This window comes from Gordonia sp. CPCC 205515 (genome assembly GCF_048537925.1).
In the GTDB taxonomy this organism is placed as follows: Bacteria; Actinomycetota; Actinomycetes; order Mycobacteriales; family Mycobacteriaceae; genus Gordonia.
In genome coordinates this window covers 351,995-369,399 of the sequence record NZ_JBCLVJ010000010.1, presented here as the reverse complement: position 1 = coordinate 369,399, position 17,405 = coordinate 351,995, and the positions used below count along the sequence as shown (strand labels likewise).

Annotated in this window: 16 protein-coding genes; 2 read left to right on the top strand and 14 right to left on the bottom strand. The window is 67.0% G+C overall.

The features are described 5' to 3' along the window. Positions 1-64: 64 nt before the first annotated feature. The 4 genes from AAFP30_RS16755 to AAFP30_RS16740 all read right to left on the bottom strand — a co-directional run bounded on the left by AAFP30_RS16755 (position 65) and on the right by AAFP30_RS16740 (position 4,249). Positions 65-1,021 (bottom strand): hypothetical protein, encoded by a 957-nt coding sequence (locus AAFP30_RS16755; RefSeq protein WP_419231097.1) that lies wholly within the window; start codon positions 1,019-1,021, stop codon positions 65-67. Positions 1,022-1,167: 146 nt separating this feature from the next. After that, positions 1,168-1,926, bottom strand: a complete 759-nt coding sequence (locus AAFP30_RS16750) for an SDR family NAD(P)-dependent oxidoreductase (RefSeq protein WP_419231096.1) — start codon at positions 1,924-1,926, stop codon at positions 1,168-1,170. Continuing rightward, positions 1,923-2,849, bottom strand: a complete 927-nt coding sequence (locus AAFP30_RS16745) for an alpha/beta hydrolase (protein ID WP_419231095.1) — start codon at positions 2,847-2,849, stop codon at positions 1,923-1,925. The genes AAFP30_RS16750 and AAFP30_RS16745 overlap by 4 nt, the downstream gene beginning before the upstream one ends. A 2-nt stretch (positions 2,850-2,851) precedes the next feature. Beyond that, entirely contained in the window at positions 2,852-4,249 is a 1,398-nt protein-coding gene (locus tag AAFP30_RS16740; RefSeq protein WP_419231093.1) for a flavin-containing monooxygenase, read from the bottom strand. A 123-nt stretch (positions 4,250-4,372) separates the two neighbouring features. Between AAFP30_RS16740 and AAFP30_RS16735 the strand changes: the two genes are divergently transcribed. After that, positions 4,373-5,011 carry a TetR/AcrR family transcriptional regulator gene (locus AAFP30_RS16735; protein WP_419231092.1) on the top strand — a complete coding sequence of 213 codons (639 nt, stop codon included), beginning with the start codon at positions 4,373-4,375 and terminating at the stop codon, positions 5,009-5,011. 202 nt (positions 5,012-5,213) lie between these two features. Here AAFP30_RS16735 and AAFP30_RS16730 read toward each other — a convergent pair whose 3' ends face one another. Genes AAFP30_RS16730 through AAFP30_RS16710 form a run of 5 tightly spaced genes read right to left on the bottom strand, consistent with a single transcriptional unit; the run spans position 5,214 to position 10,859 of the window. Further along, the gene (locus AAFP30_RS16730) at positions 5,214-6,071 is read right to left on the bottom strand and encodes an LLM class F420-dependent oxidoreductase (RefSeq protein ID WP_419231091.1); all 858 of its coding nucleotides are present in this window, start codon (positions 6,069-6,071) and stop codon (positions 5,214-5,216) included. Between the two features lie 54 nt (positions 6,072-6,125). Next, a complete protein-coding gene (locus AAFP30_RS16725) occupies positions 6,126-7,172 on the bottom strand; it encodes a prenyltransferase (RefSeq protein ID WP_419231089.1) in 1,047 nt (348 codons plus the stop codon). Beyond that, positions 7,169-7,909: a class I SAM-dependent methyltransferase gene (locus AAFP30_RS16720; RefSeq protein WP_419231088.1), complete on the bottom strand. Its 741-nt coding sequence runs from the start codon at positions 7,907-7,909 to the stop codon at positions 7,169-7,171. The genes AAFP30_RS16725 and AAFP30_RS16720 overlap by 4 nt, the downstream gene beginning before the upstream one ends. Then, positions 7,903-9,177 carry a glycosyltransferase family 4 protein gene (locus tag AAFP30_RS16715; protein ID WP_419231087.1) on the bottom strand — a complete coding sequence of 425 codons (1,275 nt, stop codon included), beginning with the start codon at positions 9,175-9,177 and terminating at the stop codon, positions 7,903-7,905. The genes AAFP30_RS16720 and AAFP30_RS16715 overlap by 7 nt, the downstream gene beginning before the upstream one ends. 2 nt (positions 9,178-9,179) lie before the next feature. Next, positions 9,180-10,859 carry an FAD-dependent oxidoreductase gene (locus AAFP30_RS16710; RefSeq protein ID WP_419231085.1) on the bottom strand — a complete coding sequence of 560 codons (1,680 nt, stop codon included), beginning with the start codon at positions 10,857-10,859 and terminating at the stop codon, positions 9,180-9,182. 154 nt (positions 10,860-11,013) lie between these two features. Here AAFP30_RS16710 and AAFP30_RS16705 point away from each other — a divergent pair, with 154 nt between their 5' ends. Beyond that, positions 11,014-11,796 carry an acyl-[acyl-carrier-protein] thioesterase gene (locus AAFP30_RS16705; protein WP_419231254.1) on the top strand — a complete coding sequence of 261 codons (783 nt, stop codon included), beginning with the start codon at positions 11,014-11,016 and terminating at the stop codon, positions 11,794-11,796. Between the two features lie 13 nt (positions 11,797-11,809). On the opposite strand, the gene AAFP30_RS16700 is transcribed toward AAFP30_RS16705, so the two are convergent. The 5 genes from AAFP30_RS16700 to AAFP30_RS16680 form a co-directional block, all read right to left on the bottom strand. Continuing rightward, complete coding sequence (locus AAFP30_RS16700; protein ID WP_419231084.1) at positions 11,810-12,364, bottom strand: DUF3558 domain-containing protein; 555 nt, start codon at positions 12,362-12,364, stop codon at positions 11,810-11,812. Further along, on the bottom strand, positions 12,361-13,254 hold the full coding sequence (locus AAFP30_RS16695) for a DUF3558 family protein (RefSeq protein ID WP_419231082.1): 894 nt from the start codon (positions 13,252-13,254) through the stop codon (positions 12,361-12,363). The genes AAFP30_RS16700 and AAFP30_RS16695 overlap by 4 nt, the downstream gene beginning before the upstream one ends. 10 nt (positions 13,255-13,264) lie before the next feature. Then, on the bottom strand, positions 13,265-13,459 hold the full coding sequence (locus AAFP30_RS16690; RefSeq protein WP_419231081.1) for a hypothetical protein: 195 nt from the start codon (positions 13,457-13,459) through the stop codon (positions 13,265-13,267). Positions 13,460-13,701: 242 nt separating this feature from the next. Continuing rightward, positions 13,702-15,369 (bottom strand): allophanate hydrolase, encoded by a 1,668-nt coding sequence (atzF, locus tag AAFP30_RS16685; RefSeq protein WP_419231080.1) that lies wholly within the window; start codon positions 15,367-15,369, stop codon positions 13,702-13,704. Further along, positions 15,366-17,402, bottom strand: coding sequence for a 5-oxoprolinase/urea amidolyase family protein (locus AAFP30_RS16680; protein ID WP_419231079.1), 2,037 nt, complete (start codon positions 17,400-17,402; stop codon positions 15,366-15,368). The genes atzF and AAFP30_RS16680 overlap by 4 nt, the downstream gene beginning before the upstream one ends. Positions 17,403-17,405 lie beyond the last annotated feature (3 nt).

The following is a 17,405-nucleotide window of genomic DNA, read 5'->3' as shown; positions in this document are numbered from 1 at the left end:
CCCGGCCGCGTAACGATTCTTCGGTTGCAGCAGGGGAAAGGTCACGGAGTCGGGGGAAGAACTGTCAGTCGATGATGCCACCGGCCCGGAGCGCGGCGATTACTTTGGCGTGCAGTACCTTCGGACGCTTGGCGTCCCTCCAAATCCACCGAACCATCCGTGGTCCGGTCGCCCGAATGGCGTCCTCCCGCACCTTTTCCGTGAAGAGCACCTCCTCCGGTAGGCGGTCACCCCACGGACTCGACCGATGGTATTTGAGTTTCCCGTCGAACTCCCCGACGACGCGGAGCACTCCCTGCCTATCCCGCCAACCGTAATCACTGCGCACCGTTTTCCGGTGGCCGTCGATCTCGACCTCGATCTTCACCTGTAACTCCGGTGGTGGAATCGACGGGCAGTCCGCGAGTACCAGACGGCTCAACGACTCGCCGACACTCTCGGACAGACCGCTAGCCAGACTGACTGCGTGTCGAAGCCGAGCCGCTCCGTGGTGGCGACTCAGACGTTTCACCTCCTCCTCGATCTCCTCCATCGTGACGCCCAGGTGGAGTCCGGAATCCAGGACGCACACGCCTTGCTGCAGTGTTCCGTTGCGGGCGACGTCGCACATGGATCGAGGTCGCGAGGTGAGCGCGACACCGCTCATCCCGACCACGGCCGAATCGGCGAGTTTCGCTTGATGGATGACGCCATGCATGATCTTCTTGCCCGTCGTGGCGGAGGTGAAGTGTACCGTCGCGAAGTCCGGTGTCAGCATGGGAACTCGGTGCAAAGCAGCGGCCGACTGGTGACTGACGGTACGGCCCGGTCCGCTGGTTCGGGCGGCGGCGATCACCATGGCGCGGTAACGCTCGAGTTTCTCGGTGAAGGTCTGCGCGGTCGTTGCGGGCAAATACGAGCCACGCCAGATACGTTCCTGAATGCCGGCACCGACGGCACGACGCAGTTCGGCGTCGGTGCCGCCGGCGGCGATCACCTCAGATCGGAACACAAGGTGCTCACGGAAGTCGAAGTCGTCCATGTCGACTGATCATGCCCCGGATCGCCGACGACGCTCAGAATCTATCCACAGGCCACAGGGGCGTGAAGTTCGTCCCCCGACCCCATAACCGTCCCCCCGCTGCAACCGGAGAACCTTCATGCAGCCGGGGGAAGAAGCGAGAGGCCCTACACGCCCATCATCGCGCGCACCTTGCCGAGCACGTCCGGGTAGCGCTGCAGGTGGGCGCCGCCGTTGACGTCGAAGGCGGCGCCGGTGATCCAGGCGGCGCGATCGGACACCAAGAACGCCGCCATCGAAGCGATCTCCTCAGGCTGCCCGGCCCTCCCGAGCGGGGTGTTCTCGACGTACTCCTCCATCAAGCCGGGGACCAGCGCCAGGCCCGCGGTGAGCGGGGTGTCGACGACGCCGGGTTGGATGGCGTTGACTCGCACGCCGCGTGCGGCCATCTCGAGGGCCGCCACCTCGACGAGCATCGTCACGCCGGCCTTCGACGCGCAATACGACGCCATCGCAGCACCGGGTTGGCGTGCGTTGAGGGAGGAGATCACCACGATGGAGCCGCCGTCGGCGATCCGCTGGCCGGCGTGCTTGAGGACGAGGAACGATCCGGTCAGGCACACGTCGATGGTCGTCTGCCACTGTTCCAGCGGCAGTTCGGTGATCGCGCCCGGCATCGTCAGCCCCGCGCAGCTGACGACGACCCGCAGATCGTCGAGGCCGTCGAATCCGGCGGCCACCGATTCCTCGCTGGTCACGTCCATGGTGATAGCCCGCGCCGAGCCACCAAGGTCAGCCGCGGCCGCCTGTGCGGCTTCACCATTCACGTCCGCGACGACCACCGCATATCCGTCGGCGGCCAGCGCGCGGGCGGTGGCCAGGCCGATGCCCGACGCACCACCGACCACGACTGCGGTGCCGCTCACCCGACCACCTCGACGGTCCGGGCGAGATGCCGTGTCAGGAACGAGATCTCGTGGGTGACAGCGGGTTCGAACCAGTCGTTGCCGTCGAAGATGTCGAAGTGATCGCACGGATAGTGCCGCACTTCGGCGCGGGCAGCGAACCCGGCCTTGGCCGCGGCGTAGGCGGGTGCCCCCTGGTCGAAGTCGGCGATCTGCATCAACACCGGCGCCGCCACGTCATGGGCCGCCTTGTCGGCGCGGAAACTACCCAGTTCCAACCCGATCGACGCGTCGACCTCGTTGCGCCACGACGGTCCGGCGATGGCGAGGTAGTCCTCGTAGAATCCCGGCGAGGTGAGCGCCGCCTTCTCCCCTGGTCGGCCGACGACCGGCATCATGGTGGCCGGCCGGCCCAACTTGCCGGCGATCGCACTGCCGATACCGACGACGGTGGAGCGTGCCATCGACGCCGCACCGACCTGCGGGTAATGGTGTATCCCGGCGGCGAGCCCGTTGACCAGCGGGACGACCGTGATGGCAGCGGCAATGTCGGTGCGGCCGGCGGCCACGATGAGCACGTGGCCACCGGACTGGGAGATCCCCCAGAGGATCACCCGTTCCGGGTCGACGCCCGGCTGACGTTTGGCCGCGTCGATGGCGGCGCGGTAGTCCTCTTGTTGTCCCTCCATCGAGATCCGTTGCCGGGGTTCGCCACCCGACAGCCCGAAGCCGCGGTAGTCGAAGGCGAAGACGGCGAGGCCGGCGTCGGCGAAGCGCTGTGCATAAGCCTCGAGTCCGGAGTCCTTGGTGCCGGCGAAGCCGTGCGCCATGACCACCACGGGGCGACCGGCCGGGCCGTCGAACGCCGACGTCTCGACCCCTGGGAAAAACCATGCGTCGCAGCTGGTTCCGTGCGATTGAAACGTTACCGTCTGATGGCTCATGGTCACTCCTGTCCGGTGGCGGCGACGGCGCCGACGGGTTCGCGATCCTCGACCACTTCCGCCCAGCGGTAACCGCCCTGCTCGGCCGCGCGTCGGCGTCCGGCGGGAATCTCCTTGGCGCGCATGTTGTGTTCGTAGAGATAGTGATCGAGCTGCTGGGTGTGACGTGGCCGGTCGAGCATGTGGCCGGTGAAGAACTGCATGTCCTCGGTGATCACGCGGTGCATCTCGCTCTGCGACGGCAGCCGATACTGACCGACCGCGTAGGCGCCGACCAGACGTGCCTGGCATTCGACGAACGGGAACAGGGTCGGGGTGGCCTGGGCGAAGCCGGCGAAGATCAGATCGTCGATGCCCGGGTAAAACATTCGCTTGTACAGGTCGATCCGATTGTCCGGGGCGCTGATGAAGTCGGGGTCGAAGAACGGGAAAGTGATGTTGTAACCGGTGGCGTAGATGATGATGTCGAAGTCGTCGGAGGTGCCGTCCTCGAAATGCACGGTCGAGCCGTCGAGCAGGGAGATATTCGGTTTGGGGATCACGTCACCCGATCCGAGCCGCAGTGGCAATTCCACCGATTGCGTCGGATGCGCTTCGAAGAACTTGTGATTCGGCGTCGGCAGGCCGAAATCCTCGGGGCGACCGGCCGTCATCGGCTGCATCACCTGCATGAACTTGCGCTGCCACGAGAACGGAATGTACGGCGAGGTGTGGTAGTACTTGTCGGCCGGCTTGCCGGCGAAGTACTTCGGCACGATCCAGGCACCCGACCGCGTGGACAGGGTCAGTTTGTTGCCCAACGCTTTCGACGACAACTCGACCGCGATGTCGGCGGCGCTGTTGCCCAGGCCGACGACCAGGATGCGTTTGCCGGAGAAGTCGTGCGGCGTCTGCGGGTCGATGTAGTGGTGGGCGTGCATGCTGGTGCCGGTGAACTCGCCGGGGAAGTCGGGCAGTCGTGGATCCCAGTGGTGTCCGTTGGCGACGACCAGCAGGTCGAATCGACGACGCTCTCCGCGTTGGGTTTCCAGCTCCCACCCGCCATCGGTGAGCCGCTCGGCGTGGACAATACCGTTGCCGAACTCGATGTTGTCGAGCAGACCGAAGGCCTCCGCGTAGCTGTCGAGGTACTGCTTGATCTGCGTGTGATGCGGGAAGTCTGGATAGTCGTCGGGCATCGGAAAATCGCGGAACGACAGCTGATGCTTGGAGGTGTCGATGTGCAGCGACCGGTAAGCACTGCTGTGGCCGTTCGGGTTACCGAAGGCCCAGTTGCCGCCGATCCGGTCCGAGGACTCGAAACAGGTGTACGGCACGCCGTAGTCGGCCAGCATCTTGCCTGCGGTCAGGCCACTGATACCGGCACCGATGACGGCCGTTGTCGGTAGATATGCGCTCATGTTTTCCCATCCGGTGGGCCCACCACGGAGCCGGTAGACAGATTCCTATTTCTGTCTACCGCATCGGGCTGCCCGGGTAAACAGATTCGGGGGAATTGTCCACGGATTTGTTAGGGTGCGGGGGTGAGCGAGTCGACGACGGCGCAGCAGCGACCCACCGGAACGGTGAGCGCACGGTTGCTCGACGCCACCGAGAAACTGCTCGCCGACAAGGGGATCCGGTCGACCACGATGCAGGAAGTGGCCGAAACCGCCGGGGTGTCCCGGGCGTGGCTCTACCGCCATTTTCCGGACAAACCGACGCTGATCGGCGCCGCGATCGTGCGGCTCAACGAATCGTTCTGGGCCGACGCCGTCACCGAACTCGACGGGATCGAAGGCTTCGACCGGCAGATCGCCAGCGGCGTGCGGATCGGTCGCGGCGCCTACGACGACCCGGGTGCGCTGCTGATGCGTCTGCGCACCACCGAACCCGAGGACTTCGACGCGTGCGCCGGCGTTGGCGTCAGCGGCCTGGTCCCCGACCTGGCCGCCTTCTGGCGCCCCTACGTCGACGCGGCCGCCGAGCGCGGCGAGATCCACCCGGATCACGATCTCGCCGAGGTGGCGGAATGGGTTGCGCGCGTATTGATCAGCTTGGGCACCGTACCCTCGGACACCATCGATCCCGACGACGCCGACCAGGTCCTGCGGCATGTACGGCGGTATGTCATGCCGGGGTTGCGTGCAGCGCCGGCGGGAGACGCTTCCCCCGCTGGTTGAGCAGCCCGCGAGGCACCAGCCGAGCGAGCGTGTCGAAACCAGCACACCTGCCTGGTAACCCGTTTCGACCAGCGCCGGGCTCGCTGCGCTCGCTCGTCGCGCTCAACGAGCGGTGGGCCGGTGTGCCCGTTTCGACCAGCGTCGGGCTCGCTGCGCTCGCTCAACGCGCGGGGCTCAACCTGCGCACGGGGTCGCGACACGATCACACGACGGCCGGACTGATCCCCAACTTCCCCGCAAGCTTCGCCAGGTACCCGGAGGCACGTTCGACGCTGTCGTCGGGCAGACCGTAGAGCACTTGTGTCACACCGATTTCCCGCCACTTGTCGAGCTTCTCGGCGACAGGTTTGAAGTCCAACACAACGATTTGCGGCTCGCCATCGCGACCCGCGTCAGACCAGATCTGGTGCAGCAGAGCGACCGAGCCCTCGATGTCGTCTTCGCCGGGGGTGGTGATCCAGCCGTCGGCGCTGCGGGCGATCCACTTGAAGTTCTTCTCGTTGCCCGCCGCACCGACGAGGGTCGGCAACAAGCCCTGCGGTGGTTTGGGCCACGCCCAACTCGGGCCGAAATCGACGAACTCGCCGTGGTATTCGGCTTCCTCGTCGGTCCACAGGGCACGCATCGCCTCGAGGTATTCGCGCAGCATGGTGCGACGTCGCTTCGGCGGGACGTTGTGGTCGGACAATTCGTCGAGGTTCCACCCGAATCCGACGCCGAGGGTCAGCCGGCCGCCGGAGATGTGGTCCACCGTGGCAAGGGTTTTCGCGAGGGTGATGGGATCGGACTGCACCGGCAGTGCGACGGCGGTGGCGAGTCGGATGCGCTCGGTCACCGCGGCGGCAGCCGCCAGCGAGGTCCACGGATCCAGGGTCCGCATGTAGCGATCGTCCGGCAGTGACGAATCCCCGGTGCCGGGATGCGCGGCGTCACGGCGAGTCGGGATGTGTCCGTGCTCCGGGACGAAGTACGACGCGAATCCGGCGTCTTCGATCAGCGGCGCGAGCACCTGCGGCTTGAGCCCGCGATCGCTGGTGAACTGCACGATTCCGAATTCCATGAACCCCTCCACGCCTCACGCCGCCCAGCGCCGGACGGCTGACTGGACACCAGTCTAGGCGATACGGGCGCGCGGGACCAGAGTCTCCCGCACATCCCGGAAGATTCCGTTGCCGTCGCTGGTGCGGCTGACGGCGTCGGCGGCCAGGACGACCGCCGCGGAGGTCCAGCAACTCTTCTCCACCGGCCAGCGCTTGCCATCGGAGAACACCAGGCCGGTCCAGTAAGAGCCGTCCGGATCCCGCAGGTGCTGAATCGATTCGATGAGGCGGACGGCGTCGGCGGTGTCACCGAGAGCGTCGAGGGCGAGTGCCAGTTCGCAGGTCTCGGCACCGGTCACCCAGGGTCGATGGTCGACGCAGCGAATTCCCTTGCCGCGCACCACGAACTCGTCCCAGCGCCGGGAGATGAGTTCCTGTCCGGCCCGGCCCCGCACCGCGCCACCGAGGACCGGGTAGTACCAGTCCATCGAGTGTTCGGACGGCGGCACGAAGATCTCTGGCCGGTCGCGCAGCGCGTCACCGAGGTCGGTGTGCGCGATTTCCCATTCCTCGTCGGGTTGACCCATCTCCTCGGCGATGCGGATCGCGCAGTCGAGAGACTGAAAGATGCTGGCGTTGCCGGTGATCTGGGCGTCGTCGAACATGGCACCGGTGGCGTGATCGCCAGCCCACCGGAACGCGCCGTCGGGTCGCCGGAACTTCAGCACGAGGTCGATGGCCGCCCACACCGTCGGCCACATCTTGTTGAGGAACGCGCCGTCACCGGTGATCAGGTAGTGATGCCAGACCCCGACCGCGACGTAGGCGCAGAAGTTGCTGTCGGTGTTGGCGTCCTCGATGCGCCCCTCGACGAAGCGGATCGGCCAGGAACCGTCGTCGCGTTGCTGTCGACGCGACCACTCGTAGGCGGCCTCGGCCTCGGCGATGCGACCGGTGACGGTGAGCGCCATCGCCGATTCGATGTGGTCCCATGGGTCCGTCTGTCCGCCCGGAAACCATGGCAGCGCACCGGAATCCTCCTGCATGCCCGCGATCGCCGCACCGGTCGCATCGACCTGGGCCGGTGTCAGCACTCCCGCGATCGCGGGCATCGAGGTCACGATGCCGAGGACTCGGCGGGGGCGTCGATCGGCTTGCGCAGGTACAGCGCCACCGACTTGCCGATGAACGGATTGAGCGCCTGCTCCCCCACGCGCGTCACCCACGGCTTGCTCATCATGTCCCAGACCAGCAGCTGGTGATACCCCTTCACCAGGAAGTTGTCGTTGTTCTCCACGCCGACAGCACATTTGAGCCACCAGTAGGGGGCGTGCAACGCGTGCGCGTGGTCGGTGCCGGTGACCTCGAGGCCGGCAGTGGTCAGCTTGTCGGCGAGTTCGGATGCCTTGTAGATCCGCACGTGGCCACCCTCGACCTCGTGATACTCGTCCGACAGTGCCCAGCACACCTTCTCCGGCCAGTACCGCGGCACGGTGACCGCGGCCAGCCCACCCGGCTTGAGGATGCGCACCATCTCGGCCATCGCCGCCTCGTCGGACGGGACGTGCTCGAGGATCTCCGACATGAGCACCACGTCGAAGCTGTTGTCGGCGTATGGAAGTCGTAGAGCGTCGCCGACCTCGGCACGAGCCTTCGCCGACGCCGGCACGTGGCCCTCGGCCATCATGGCGTCGAACATCTCACCGACATCGGCCATGTCACTCTCGGACATGTCGAACGCGATGACGTCAGCGCCACGCCGGAACATCTCGAACGAGTGCCTCCCCTGTCCCGCCCCGATGTCGATCGCCTTGACTCCCGGTCCGACGCCGAGACGGTCGAAATCCACTGTCAGCACGCGTTATTCCCCTCTTCCTTCACCGTGCGCCCTTCTTTGGCCAGCACGGTTTCGTAATGTGCGGCGGTCTTGGCGGCCACCGCGGCCCAGCTGTAGCGTTCCTCGACGCGAGCGCGCCCACCGGCGCCGAGCGTGCGGCGCAACTCCTCGTCGTCGAGCAGCCGGCCGATCGCCTGGGCAAGTTTCCCGGAGTCGCGCGGCGGAACCAACAGCGCGGCTTCTTCTTTGGTGCCCACAACTTCCGGGATGGCGCCGGCGCGGGTCGCGACGAGTGGCGTCGCGCAGCTCATCGCCTCCACGGCCGGCAGCGAGAAACCTTCGTAAAGTGAAGGGACACAGGCCACTTGGGCCGACGCGAGGAGTTCGGCCATCTCCTCGTCCTCGAGTCCGGAGACCACGCGGACCTTGTCACCGATGGCGAGCTCGTCGATCATCTTGGCGGACGGGCCATTCGGGTCCAGCTTGGACACAAGCACGAGTTCGACGTCGCGTTCGGAGCTGAGCTTGGCGACCGCCTCGAGGAGGTACGACACGCCCTTGAGCGGGGCGTCGGCGCTCGCGATACACGCGATGCGGCCCGGTACGCGTTCCACGCCCGGCTTGAAGATCGCGGTGTCGACGCCGAGCGGGATGGTGGTGATCCGGCCGGCCGGGATGTCGAAGGCCTTGCGGATGTCGACCTCGCTGCTGCGCGAGACCGTCAGCAGTTCGGGAATCCGCCGCGACACCCGACCCTGCATGCGCAGGAACGAATGCCAACGCCACGCGGTGATCTTGCGCCAGCCCTTGGCCGCCTTGACCGCGAGCGTGCGGTCGCGGGTGATCGGGTGATGGATCGTGGCGATCAGCGGGAAGCCGGCCTTCTGGATGTCGAGCAGACCGTAGCCGAGGCACTGGTTGTCGTGCACGATGTCGAAGTCGTCGCGTCGCTCCTTGAGGAGGCGGGCGACGCGCAGGCTGAAGGTCAGCGGTTCGCCGAAGCTGGCGGTCCACATGGCGCCGACCTCGAGGGCGTCGATCCAGTCGCGGTATTCGCCGGGTCGCGGCGTGCGGAACGGGTCCGGCTCGTCGTAAAGGCCCATGCTGGGCACCTTGGTGAGTTTGACGCCGGCGTCGATGGCGACCTGGTCGAGGTCCGGGTACGGCTGCCCGGAGAAGATCTCCACCTCGTGCCCGAGCAGCGCGAGTTCCCGCGACAGATGCCGGACGTAGACGCCCTGGCCGCCGCAGTGCGGCTTGCTGCGATACGACAGCAGTGCAACGCGCATGTCTACTGCACCGCTTCCAGGCCCGCGGCCGACTCGCACTCTGCGACCGACACGATCTTGACGCGACGACGCCCGGCGTCGTTGCCCGCGGCACGCTCGGCGGCGTCGATGGCCTTCCACCCGTCGAGATCGATGCGGTGGGCACCATTGCTCGCGACGATGTCGGCGACGTCGTCGCGCGATGTCGCCGGAGCGCTCGTGACCCCGTCGACGAAGTCGCGCAGCACGGCCTCCGCGGTCTGCTGACCACACATTCGGTTCATCCCGATCCCCCCGGTCGCCCCTCGTTTGATCCAACCCGTCACATACAACCCCGGCATCACGTCGCCGTCGGCTCCCGTCTGCACCCGTCCCTCGGTGTTCGGCACCACGCCCCGCGTCTCATCGAAGGGCAGGTCCGTCACCGGAAGGCCACGGTAGCCGATGGCGCGCAAGACCAGTCCGGTCGAGATCTCGAGCTTCTCCTCGGTCGGGGTGACCGCGATCCGTTCGGTTCCCTCCGCGTAGACGTTGCGCACACAGGTCAGTGTCTCGACTCCGCCGTCACCCGACAACTCGAGCGGCGATACCAGGAACCGGAACACGATCCGCCGGTTGCCGTCGGTGGCGGGGCGTTCGGCGAACTCGCGAGCGAGGCGGATCTTGGTGGCGATGGTCGAGTCGAGCGTGTCGTCGGACAGCGCGGCCTCGGTGGCCGGGTCCAGCGCCAGCTCTTGCGCGTCGATGATCACGTCGACGCCCTCGACATCGCCGAGCGCGAGGAATTCGCTGTTGGTGTAGGCGGCCTGCGCGATACCGCGACGCCCGAGCAACACCACCTCTTTGACCTGCGATTCCCGCAGCTTGGCCAGCGCGTGGTCGGCGATGTCGGTGCGGGCGAGGTCGTCGGGATCGCTGACCAGGATGCGTGCGACATCGAGCGCCACGTTGCCGTTGCCGACGACGACGGCACGTTCGGTGGACAGGTCGACGTCGAAGTCCGCGTAGTCGGGGTGGCCGTTGTACCAGGCGACGAACTCGGTCGCCGGGATCGAACCGGGCAGATCCTCGCCGGCAATACCCAGGTGCTTGTCGGTTGCGGCACCGACTGCGTAGACGACGGCGTGATAGCGGTCGACGAGTTCGGCGTGGCTGATGTGCTTGCCGACCTCGACGTTGAGGAAGTACGCGAAGTTGCGTTTGGCCGCGGTCGCCGCGAAGGTCTTCTCGACGCCCTTGGTCGACGCGTGGTCGGGGGCGACGCCGGCGCGGACCAGGCCGTACGGATGCGGCAGCCGGTCGAACATGTCGACCTTGACCTGCGGCTTGCGGACCAGGTCCTCGGCGGCGTAGAAGGCGGCGGGACCTGCGCCGACGATCGCGACGTGCAGTTCCCCGTCGGGCAGTTGCGGCGCCTTCTTCGGCGGTACCAGTCCGCCTTCGACGTCGTGGTCCTTGTAGTAGTCGGCGTTGATCTGCAGGTACGGCTCGTCGCGTTCCTCGAGCTGGTCGTCGGGCAGGATCGCCTCGACGGGACACTCGTCGATGCACGCGCCGCAGTCGATACAGGTCTCCGGATCGATGAACAACATCTCCGCGGTGAAGAACTCCGGCTCATCCGGGGTGGGGTGAATGCAATTGACCGGACACACGGCGACGCAACTGGCGTCGTTACAACATGGCCGGGTGATCACATGCGCCATCTGCTGTTTCCTCGCGATCCAACACGTGGAACGTGTTCTAGTTTTTCTGTTCTCTGTATCTTAACTAGGAAACCACGAGCACGGCGAAAGCAGGCACCCGGTGAGCACTTCCCGCACGGCGGAATCGGTCGCAATCGAACCACTCTCCGACCGGATGGAGGGCGCACGATATTTCGAGGTGGACTATCGGGTGCGCACCGGCGACGTGGATCAGGAGATGCGTGTCCGCCTCGACGCCGTCGCCCGATATCTGCAGGACATCGCCAACGACAACATCGAGGCCACCGAGTTCCACTCGACCGACCCGTTCTGGATTGTGCGCCGCACGGTCATCGACGTGATCCGGCCGATCTCCTGGCCTGCCACCGTGACCGCGCAGCGCTGGTGCGGCGCGCTCTCGACCCGGTGGACCAATATGCGGGTGCGGCTGACCGCCGAGCACGAGACCAACCGGTTCAACCCCGAGGCGCGTCCGGAAGGGTTGATCGAGACCGAGGCGTTCTGGATCAATGTCAACGACCAGGGTATGCCGTCGCGGCTGACCGACGAGGCGTTCGAGATGTTGTCGTCGATGACCGACGTGCACCGGTTGCGGTGGAAGTCGATGAACCCGGAACAGGCGCCGACTGCCGATGAGGTCGACCTCCCCGACCGCGAGCACGTGCTGCGCAGCACCGACTTCGACCCGTTCAAGCACCTCAACAATGCCGCCTATCTCGAGGCGGTCGAGGACGAACTGCAGGGTCATCCCGATCTCGTCGACGTACCCCATCGTGCGGTGATCGAGTACCTGCGGCCGATCGTGCCGGGCACCGCACTGACCGTGCGCCGGGTCCGCGAACCCGGGCGGCTGCTGATGTGGGTACTGATGGACGACACTGCGAGCGGCGAACAGGTCGTCGCGTCGACGGTGTCGGTGGTGCCGCTGCCGGTGTGACCTCCCGATCCGTTCACTGACCGCCCGACAGCAGCAGTTCCATGAGCTTGATCGGTGCGGCACACGGATCGGCCGGGACCGCAGCGGTGCGCGGTTCGACCCACCAGGTGTAGACGCCCCGGCTCGGCGAACGGGCCGTGACCCCGCACACCGCAGGACGTTTCGGGTCGCGCTGGGTGAACGCGGCCTGGCTGGCAACCTTGATGTTCTCGGTCTCGTATCCGAGTTTCTTCGCGGTCTCCTTCTCGACGTTGGGGTCACCCCACTCGAACCAGTTGAAGGTGACGTCGGCCAGCGTCGATCCTTCCACGATCCACCGACAGATCGCGCCGTTGAACGTGCCGCGCGCGATGGCACCCTCACCGCCGACGGCCTGCCCGATCTGCGCCGCGGACAACACCTGGCATTCGAGCAGCAGCTTGTCGAACTGATCGGTGTCGACAGCGCCTTCTTGCTCGTTGTCGGCGGCACCCACCGCCACTGGTTCGCCGTCGATGGAGCGCGCGCAGGCAGCGGAGACCGCGACGATCAGCAACAGCGCCGCCACGACGCCGACGATGCGCCTCATGTCGACCGCTCGATCGACATCGTGGACAGCTGCTTGGCGGCGTTGCAGATCTGCTCGGTCGGTGGCGGTTGCGCACCGGCCACGGTCGAGCCCGCGCTCACCGACCATTCGAAGAAGTCCGCACCGAAAGCGATGCCGATCTCGCAGATGCCGGTGTCGGAGGCGATGAACCCCTTGTGTCCGTTGATCTCGATGTCCTTGGTGGATTCGCGCGAGAGCTGTTCGGTGGCTCGCTCACGGCCGATCGGCGATCCGCGGTACCAGTTGAACGAGGCAACCGGCCCGGTGCGGTCGGCGTTGCTGCTCCACTCGCACGCCGATGCGTTGTTGACGGTGTTGGCCAGGCCGGAGAACGTCGTGATCTGTGCGACCTCTTCGCTGGTGACGCCGCCGCAGGCCCCGAAGTAGGGTCCGCTGCCGGCCTTGCCGGGCGGTTCGGGCGTCTTTGGTGACGCGGGATCGTCGTCGGCGCTCGAGCATCCGGCGAGCAGCAGCGCGACCGCCGCGACCACGGCGATCAGGAAGCCACCGTCGCGCAACCGTAGCCGATCGAGTTCGCGCCGTTCACGTTTCGTGGGCCGACCGGCGCCGGGATCGCGGCGCGGCTGGCTCGCGAGCACTTCCCGCGGCGGAGGTGGCGGGCTGTGGTCGATGAAGCATTCGGCGGCGGCCGGGGCGGACACGCGTTTGCTGATCAGCTTGGTGACCTCGACGACGCGGTCGTGGCCGTGCAGCCGGACCGCCACCTCGTCGCCGATACTCACCGGTTGGGCGGGTTTGGCGGTCACCCCGTTGACCCGGACGTGTCCGCCGCGGCAGGCCGCACCCGCCGCGGACCGGGTTTTGGTCAGCCGGATCGCCCAGATCCAGCTGTCGACGCGTATGGTCATCCGCCCCGCGTTACTTCTGCCGTGTGAGGAAGTAGTAGCCGGCACCGGCGGCCGCAACCCCGACGATCACGGCCAGCCAGAAGTTGGTGACCGCCCACAGAACGAGGAAAAGCACGATGCCCGGTGACACCGCGGCCAGTGACATGCCGGGATGCTGCCGGACGACCTCGCCGACCGCTTGCCTCTTCGCCGGATCCATCGCCATGACTGCCTCCTTGGTGAGCCTGGTTTGTGGCCTCCACTGTAGCCAAGAAGACGACATGCCCCGCGGATCTCCGATCCGCCGGACGATGATGGCCCTTCGTGGCTGAGAACTCAGGATCGGGTGCTACCCCGCTGGCCGAGGGCGACGAGCGAGCTTGCGAGCCCGACGCGTCAGCTACCCCGCCGGCTGAGGGCGACGAGCGAGCTTGCGAGCCCGACGCGTCACGAAGCCCCCTCGCGACATCACCATCGTCTGCGGTCGACGCGCTCCCCCGCCGCGGCGGCGTCGGCGGCGCAGCCGAATCCGATGACCCATCGCCCGTCGGAGAGTTCCACCTTTCCGAGCATCATCGGGGCGGGCAGCGCCGCGAGGAAGGCGCCGAGGGCAGACGCCGGTAGCGACCAGATCTCACCGTCGATCGCACGGCCATCGGCCGGGTCTCGGATGAGGCCGGGTTTGGGTGGGGTGGTGTCGAGGGCGACCAGCCGGTACGACGGTGCTGTGTGCACCTCTCCTGCCCAGCGGGCGCCGCGGTCGGCCAGCTCGTGGGTGAGCGGCCCGCCCCGCATGTGGGCGCCGAACACCGCCAGCTCGATCCCGACGTCACCGTCGGCGATCTCTGGCCACGACGCCGGCACCGTGGTCGAGCCGGCGGTGAATCGCCGTGCCAGGTCGGCGACGACGGCATCCTGGTGTGCGCGCCCGAGGAAGGTGACACCGAATTGTGCTCGGGTGCCGTCGGATTCGTCGACCACACCCGCCGGAACAGCAACACCGCAGAGGTCGAAGAGGTTGCAGAAGTTGGTGTAGGTACCCATGCGGGAGTTCACGCCGATCGGGTCGGCGGCCACCTCGCCGACGGTGGGATGGCAGGGCGCGGTCGGCACCAGCAGGGCGTCGGCGTCGCCGAGTTCGGCCATCGCTTCGGCCCGCAGTTCGGTGAGTCGACGACGCGCTCGCAGGAGGTCGACAGCGCTGAATCGGTCGGCGTGACCGATGATCTCGGCGACAACCGGGTCGACACCCGCGGCGCTCGCATCGGCGGCGGTCAGGAAGTCCCCGACCGCGTCGAACCGTTCGGCGACCAGGGCGTCGTCGTAGAGCAGTTTCGCGGCAGTGAGGAATGCGGTCAGGTCGATGGGTTTGACACGCATCCCGGCCTCTTCGGCACGCGTGACGGCGGCGGCAAATGCGGCGCGCCAGGCGTCGTCGAGTTCGGGCAGCTCTGCAGGGATGGCAACCGTCGGTTGCTCGGATGCGGCAAAAAGTGTTGTGGGCCCGAAGGGTCGGGGTGCGTAGGCACGGGCCATCGCACCCATGGCACGCTCCGCGAGGGCGAGGTCGGCGGCAAAGATCGTGACGGTGTCGTAGCTGGCGCAGGCCGGAACGACGCCGCCGGTGGACACCACACCCAGTGTCGGCTTGATCCCGACGATCCCTTGCAGCCCAGCCGGAATCCGACCGGAGCCGGCGGTGTCGGTGCCGATGGCGATGTCGGCGAACCCGAGAGCAACGGCCACCGCAGACCCGGAGCTGGAGCCACCCGAGATGTGGTCCGGTCGACGTGAATCCCGCACCGCACCATAGGGACTGCGTGTGCCGACGAGGCCGGTGGCAAACTGGTCGAGGTTGGTCTTGCCGATGATCACGGCTCCCGCGTTCTTCAGCGCGGCGACCGCGTCGGCATCGTCGGTCGGTTCGTAGGCGTAGCCGGGGCAGGCGGCGGTGGTCGGCAGGCCCGCGACGTCGACGTTGTCCTTGACCGCCAGCACGATTCCCGCCAGGGGGCCGCCGGCGGCGATCGACGCGCGGTAATCGGCCTCGACGCCTTCTTGGTTCCGGAGCGTGATGAAGACCTCAGGTCGGTCCTGTTCGGCGATTTGCTGGTAGATGTCGTCGATGCGGCTCATGCGACCTTTCCCTGTTCGATCTCGATCTCGGCCTCCGACGGAATCGCGGTGACCGCGAATTCACCTTGCTGCGACCACCGTTCGCGTTCCTCGGCGCGGGCGATCTCCATGGCGGAGCGGGTGACGGCGATGTCGTCGGCCTCGCTGTCGAGGAAGCGTTGGTGTTCAGCGAGGGAGAACGTGCCGTCGGTGATCCGCACAGAGTCTCCACGGCCGGCGGCGACGTCGGCGCGCATGTCCAGCAGTTCGTCGGCGCTCACCGGGTACCACCGGATCTGGTCGAAGAACCGCAGCAGCCACGGGTGTTCCGGGTCGAATCCTGGTGCGGGCAGCGGATGTCGATGGTTCCATACCTGGGTGGTACGGCCGACGAACTGGTAGCCGCCTGGGCCTTCCATACCGTAGATGCAGAGGTAGGCACCACCGATGCCGACGGCATTCTCCGGGGTCCAGGTGCGGGCCGGGTTGTACTTCGTGGTGACCAGACGATGGCGCGGATCCAGCGGAACCGCCACCGGCGCACCGAGATACACGTCACCGAGACCGAGGACCAGGTAACTCGCGTCAAAGACGATGCGGTGCACGTCGTCGACGGAGTCGAGTCCGTTCATCCGACGGATGAACTCGATATTCCACGGGCACCACGGTGCGTCGCCGCGGACGCCGAGCATGTACCGTTCGATCGCCTCGCGGGTCGCCGGATCGTCCCACGACAAGGGTAGGTGCACGGTGCGACTGGGCACGACGAGGTCGTCGGCGGCGGGTAGCTGACTCTCGCACTCGGTGAGCCACTGCAGCATTCGTTGCTGTGACCAGACGTCGGGGTCGGCCTTGACCTGCAGGGAACGGATTCCGGGGGTGAGGTCGACCAGTCCGGCGGGGCGTTCGGCGTCGATGCGTTCGGCCAGCGCGTGCACGCGGGCGCGGAGCGCGAGATCGAGTCGCATGTCACCGTATTCGACCAGGATGTTGTCGTCCCCGCTGCGCCGGTAGGTGACCGCGGTGGTGCCGTCGGCGGTGGTGGTGCTCCCGAGGATGCCGTTGTCGGTGTCACCGCCGGCGGAGAGGACGTGCGCGAAGGATGCGCGGCGGGCGGCACCGATCTCCGCGGTCGACGCGGTGTGCTCGCTGCGCACCGCGACGAATCGCACGGTGTCTCCGGGCTTGAGCTGACCCAGCTTCCAGCGTTCGGCGGCGACGACGGTCACCGGGCAGACGAACCCGCCGAGGCTGGGGCCGTCGGGTCCGAGCAGGATCGGGGTGTCTCCGGTGAAGTCCAGGGCACCAACCGAATACGCGTTGTCGTGGATGTTCGACGGGTGCAGGCCGGCTTCGCCGCCGTCGGAGCGGGCCCAGCGCGGCTGGGGTCCGATGAGCCGGATGCCGGTGCGGTCAGAGTTGAAGTGGACCTCGTAGTCGGTGGCGAACACGTCGGCGATGTCGTCTTCGGTGAAGAACTCCGGTGCGCCGTGCGGGCCGACCGTGACACCGAGTTGCCAGGCGTTGGTCATCGCCGGTTGTTCGTCGCCGAGAATGCGGCGTGCTGTCCGGGTGTCGCTGTCGGCCAACGGGAGTTGGTCACCGTCGGCGAGTTTGCGGCCGTCGTGACCGCCGAAGCGGCCCATGGTGAAGGTGGATCGGCTACCGAGGTAGTCCTCGGCGTCGAGACCACCGGCGACGGCGATGTACACGCGCATGCCGTACGCGCCGACGGCCCCGATGTCGAGCGTGTCACCGGCCGACAGGTGCAGCGGAACCCATTGCGGCATCGGCTTTCCGGACACCGTGACGGTGGCGGGTGCGCCGGTCACCGCGACGGTGACCGGGGCGTCGAACCGTAACGCGGGTCCCATCAGGGTGGCTTCGAGTCCCGCGGCGTCGTCGGGGTTGCCGACGGCGGCGTTCGCGAGGCGGAAGGACAGGTCGTCCATCGGACCCGACGGCGGGACGCCGACCTTCCAGTAACCGATGCGGCCCGGCCAGTCCTGGATGGTGGTGAGCGGTCCGGCGCGAAGAACGGTGATGGCAGTCATGGC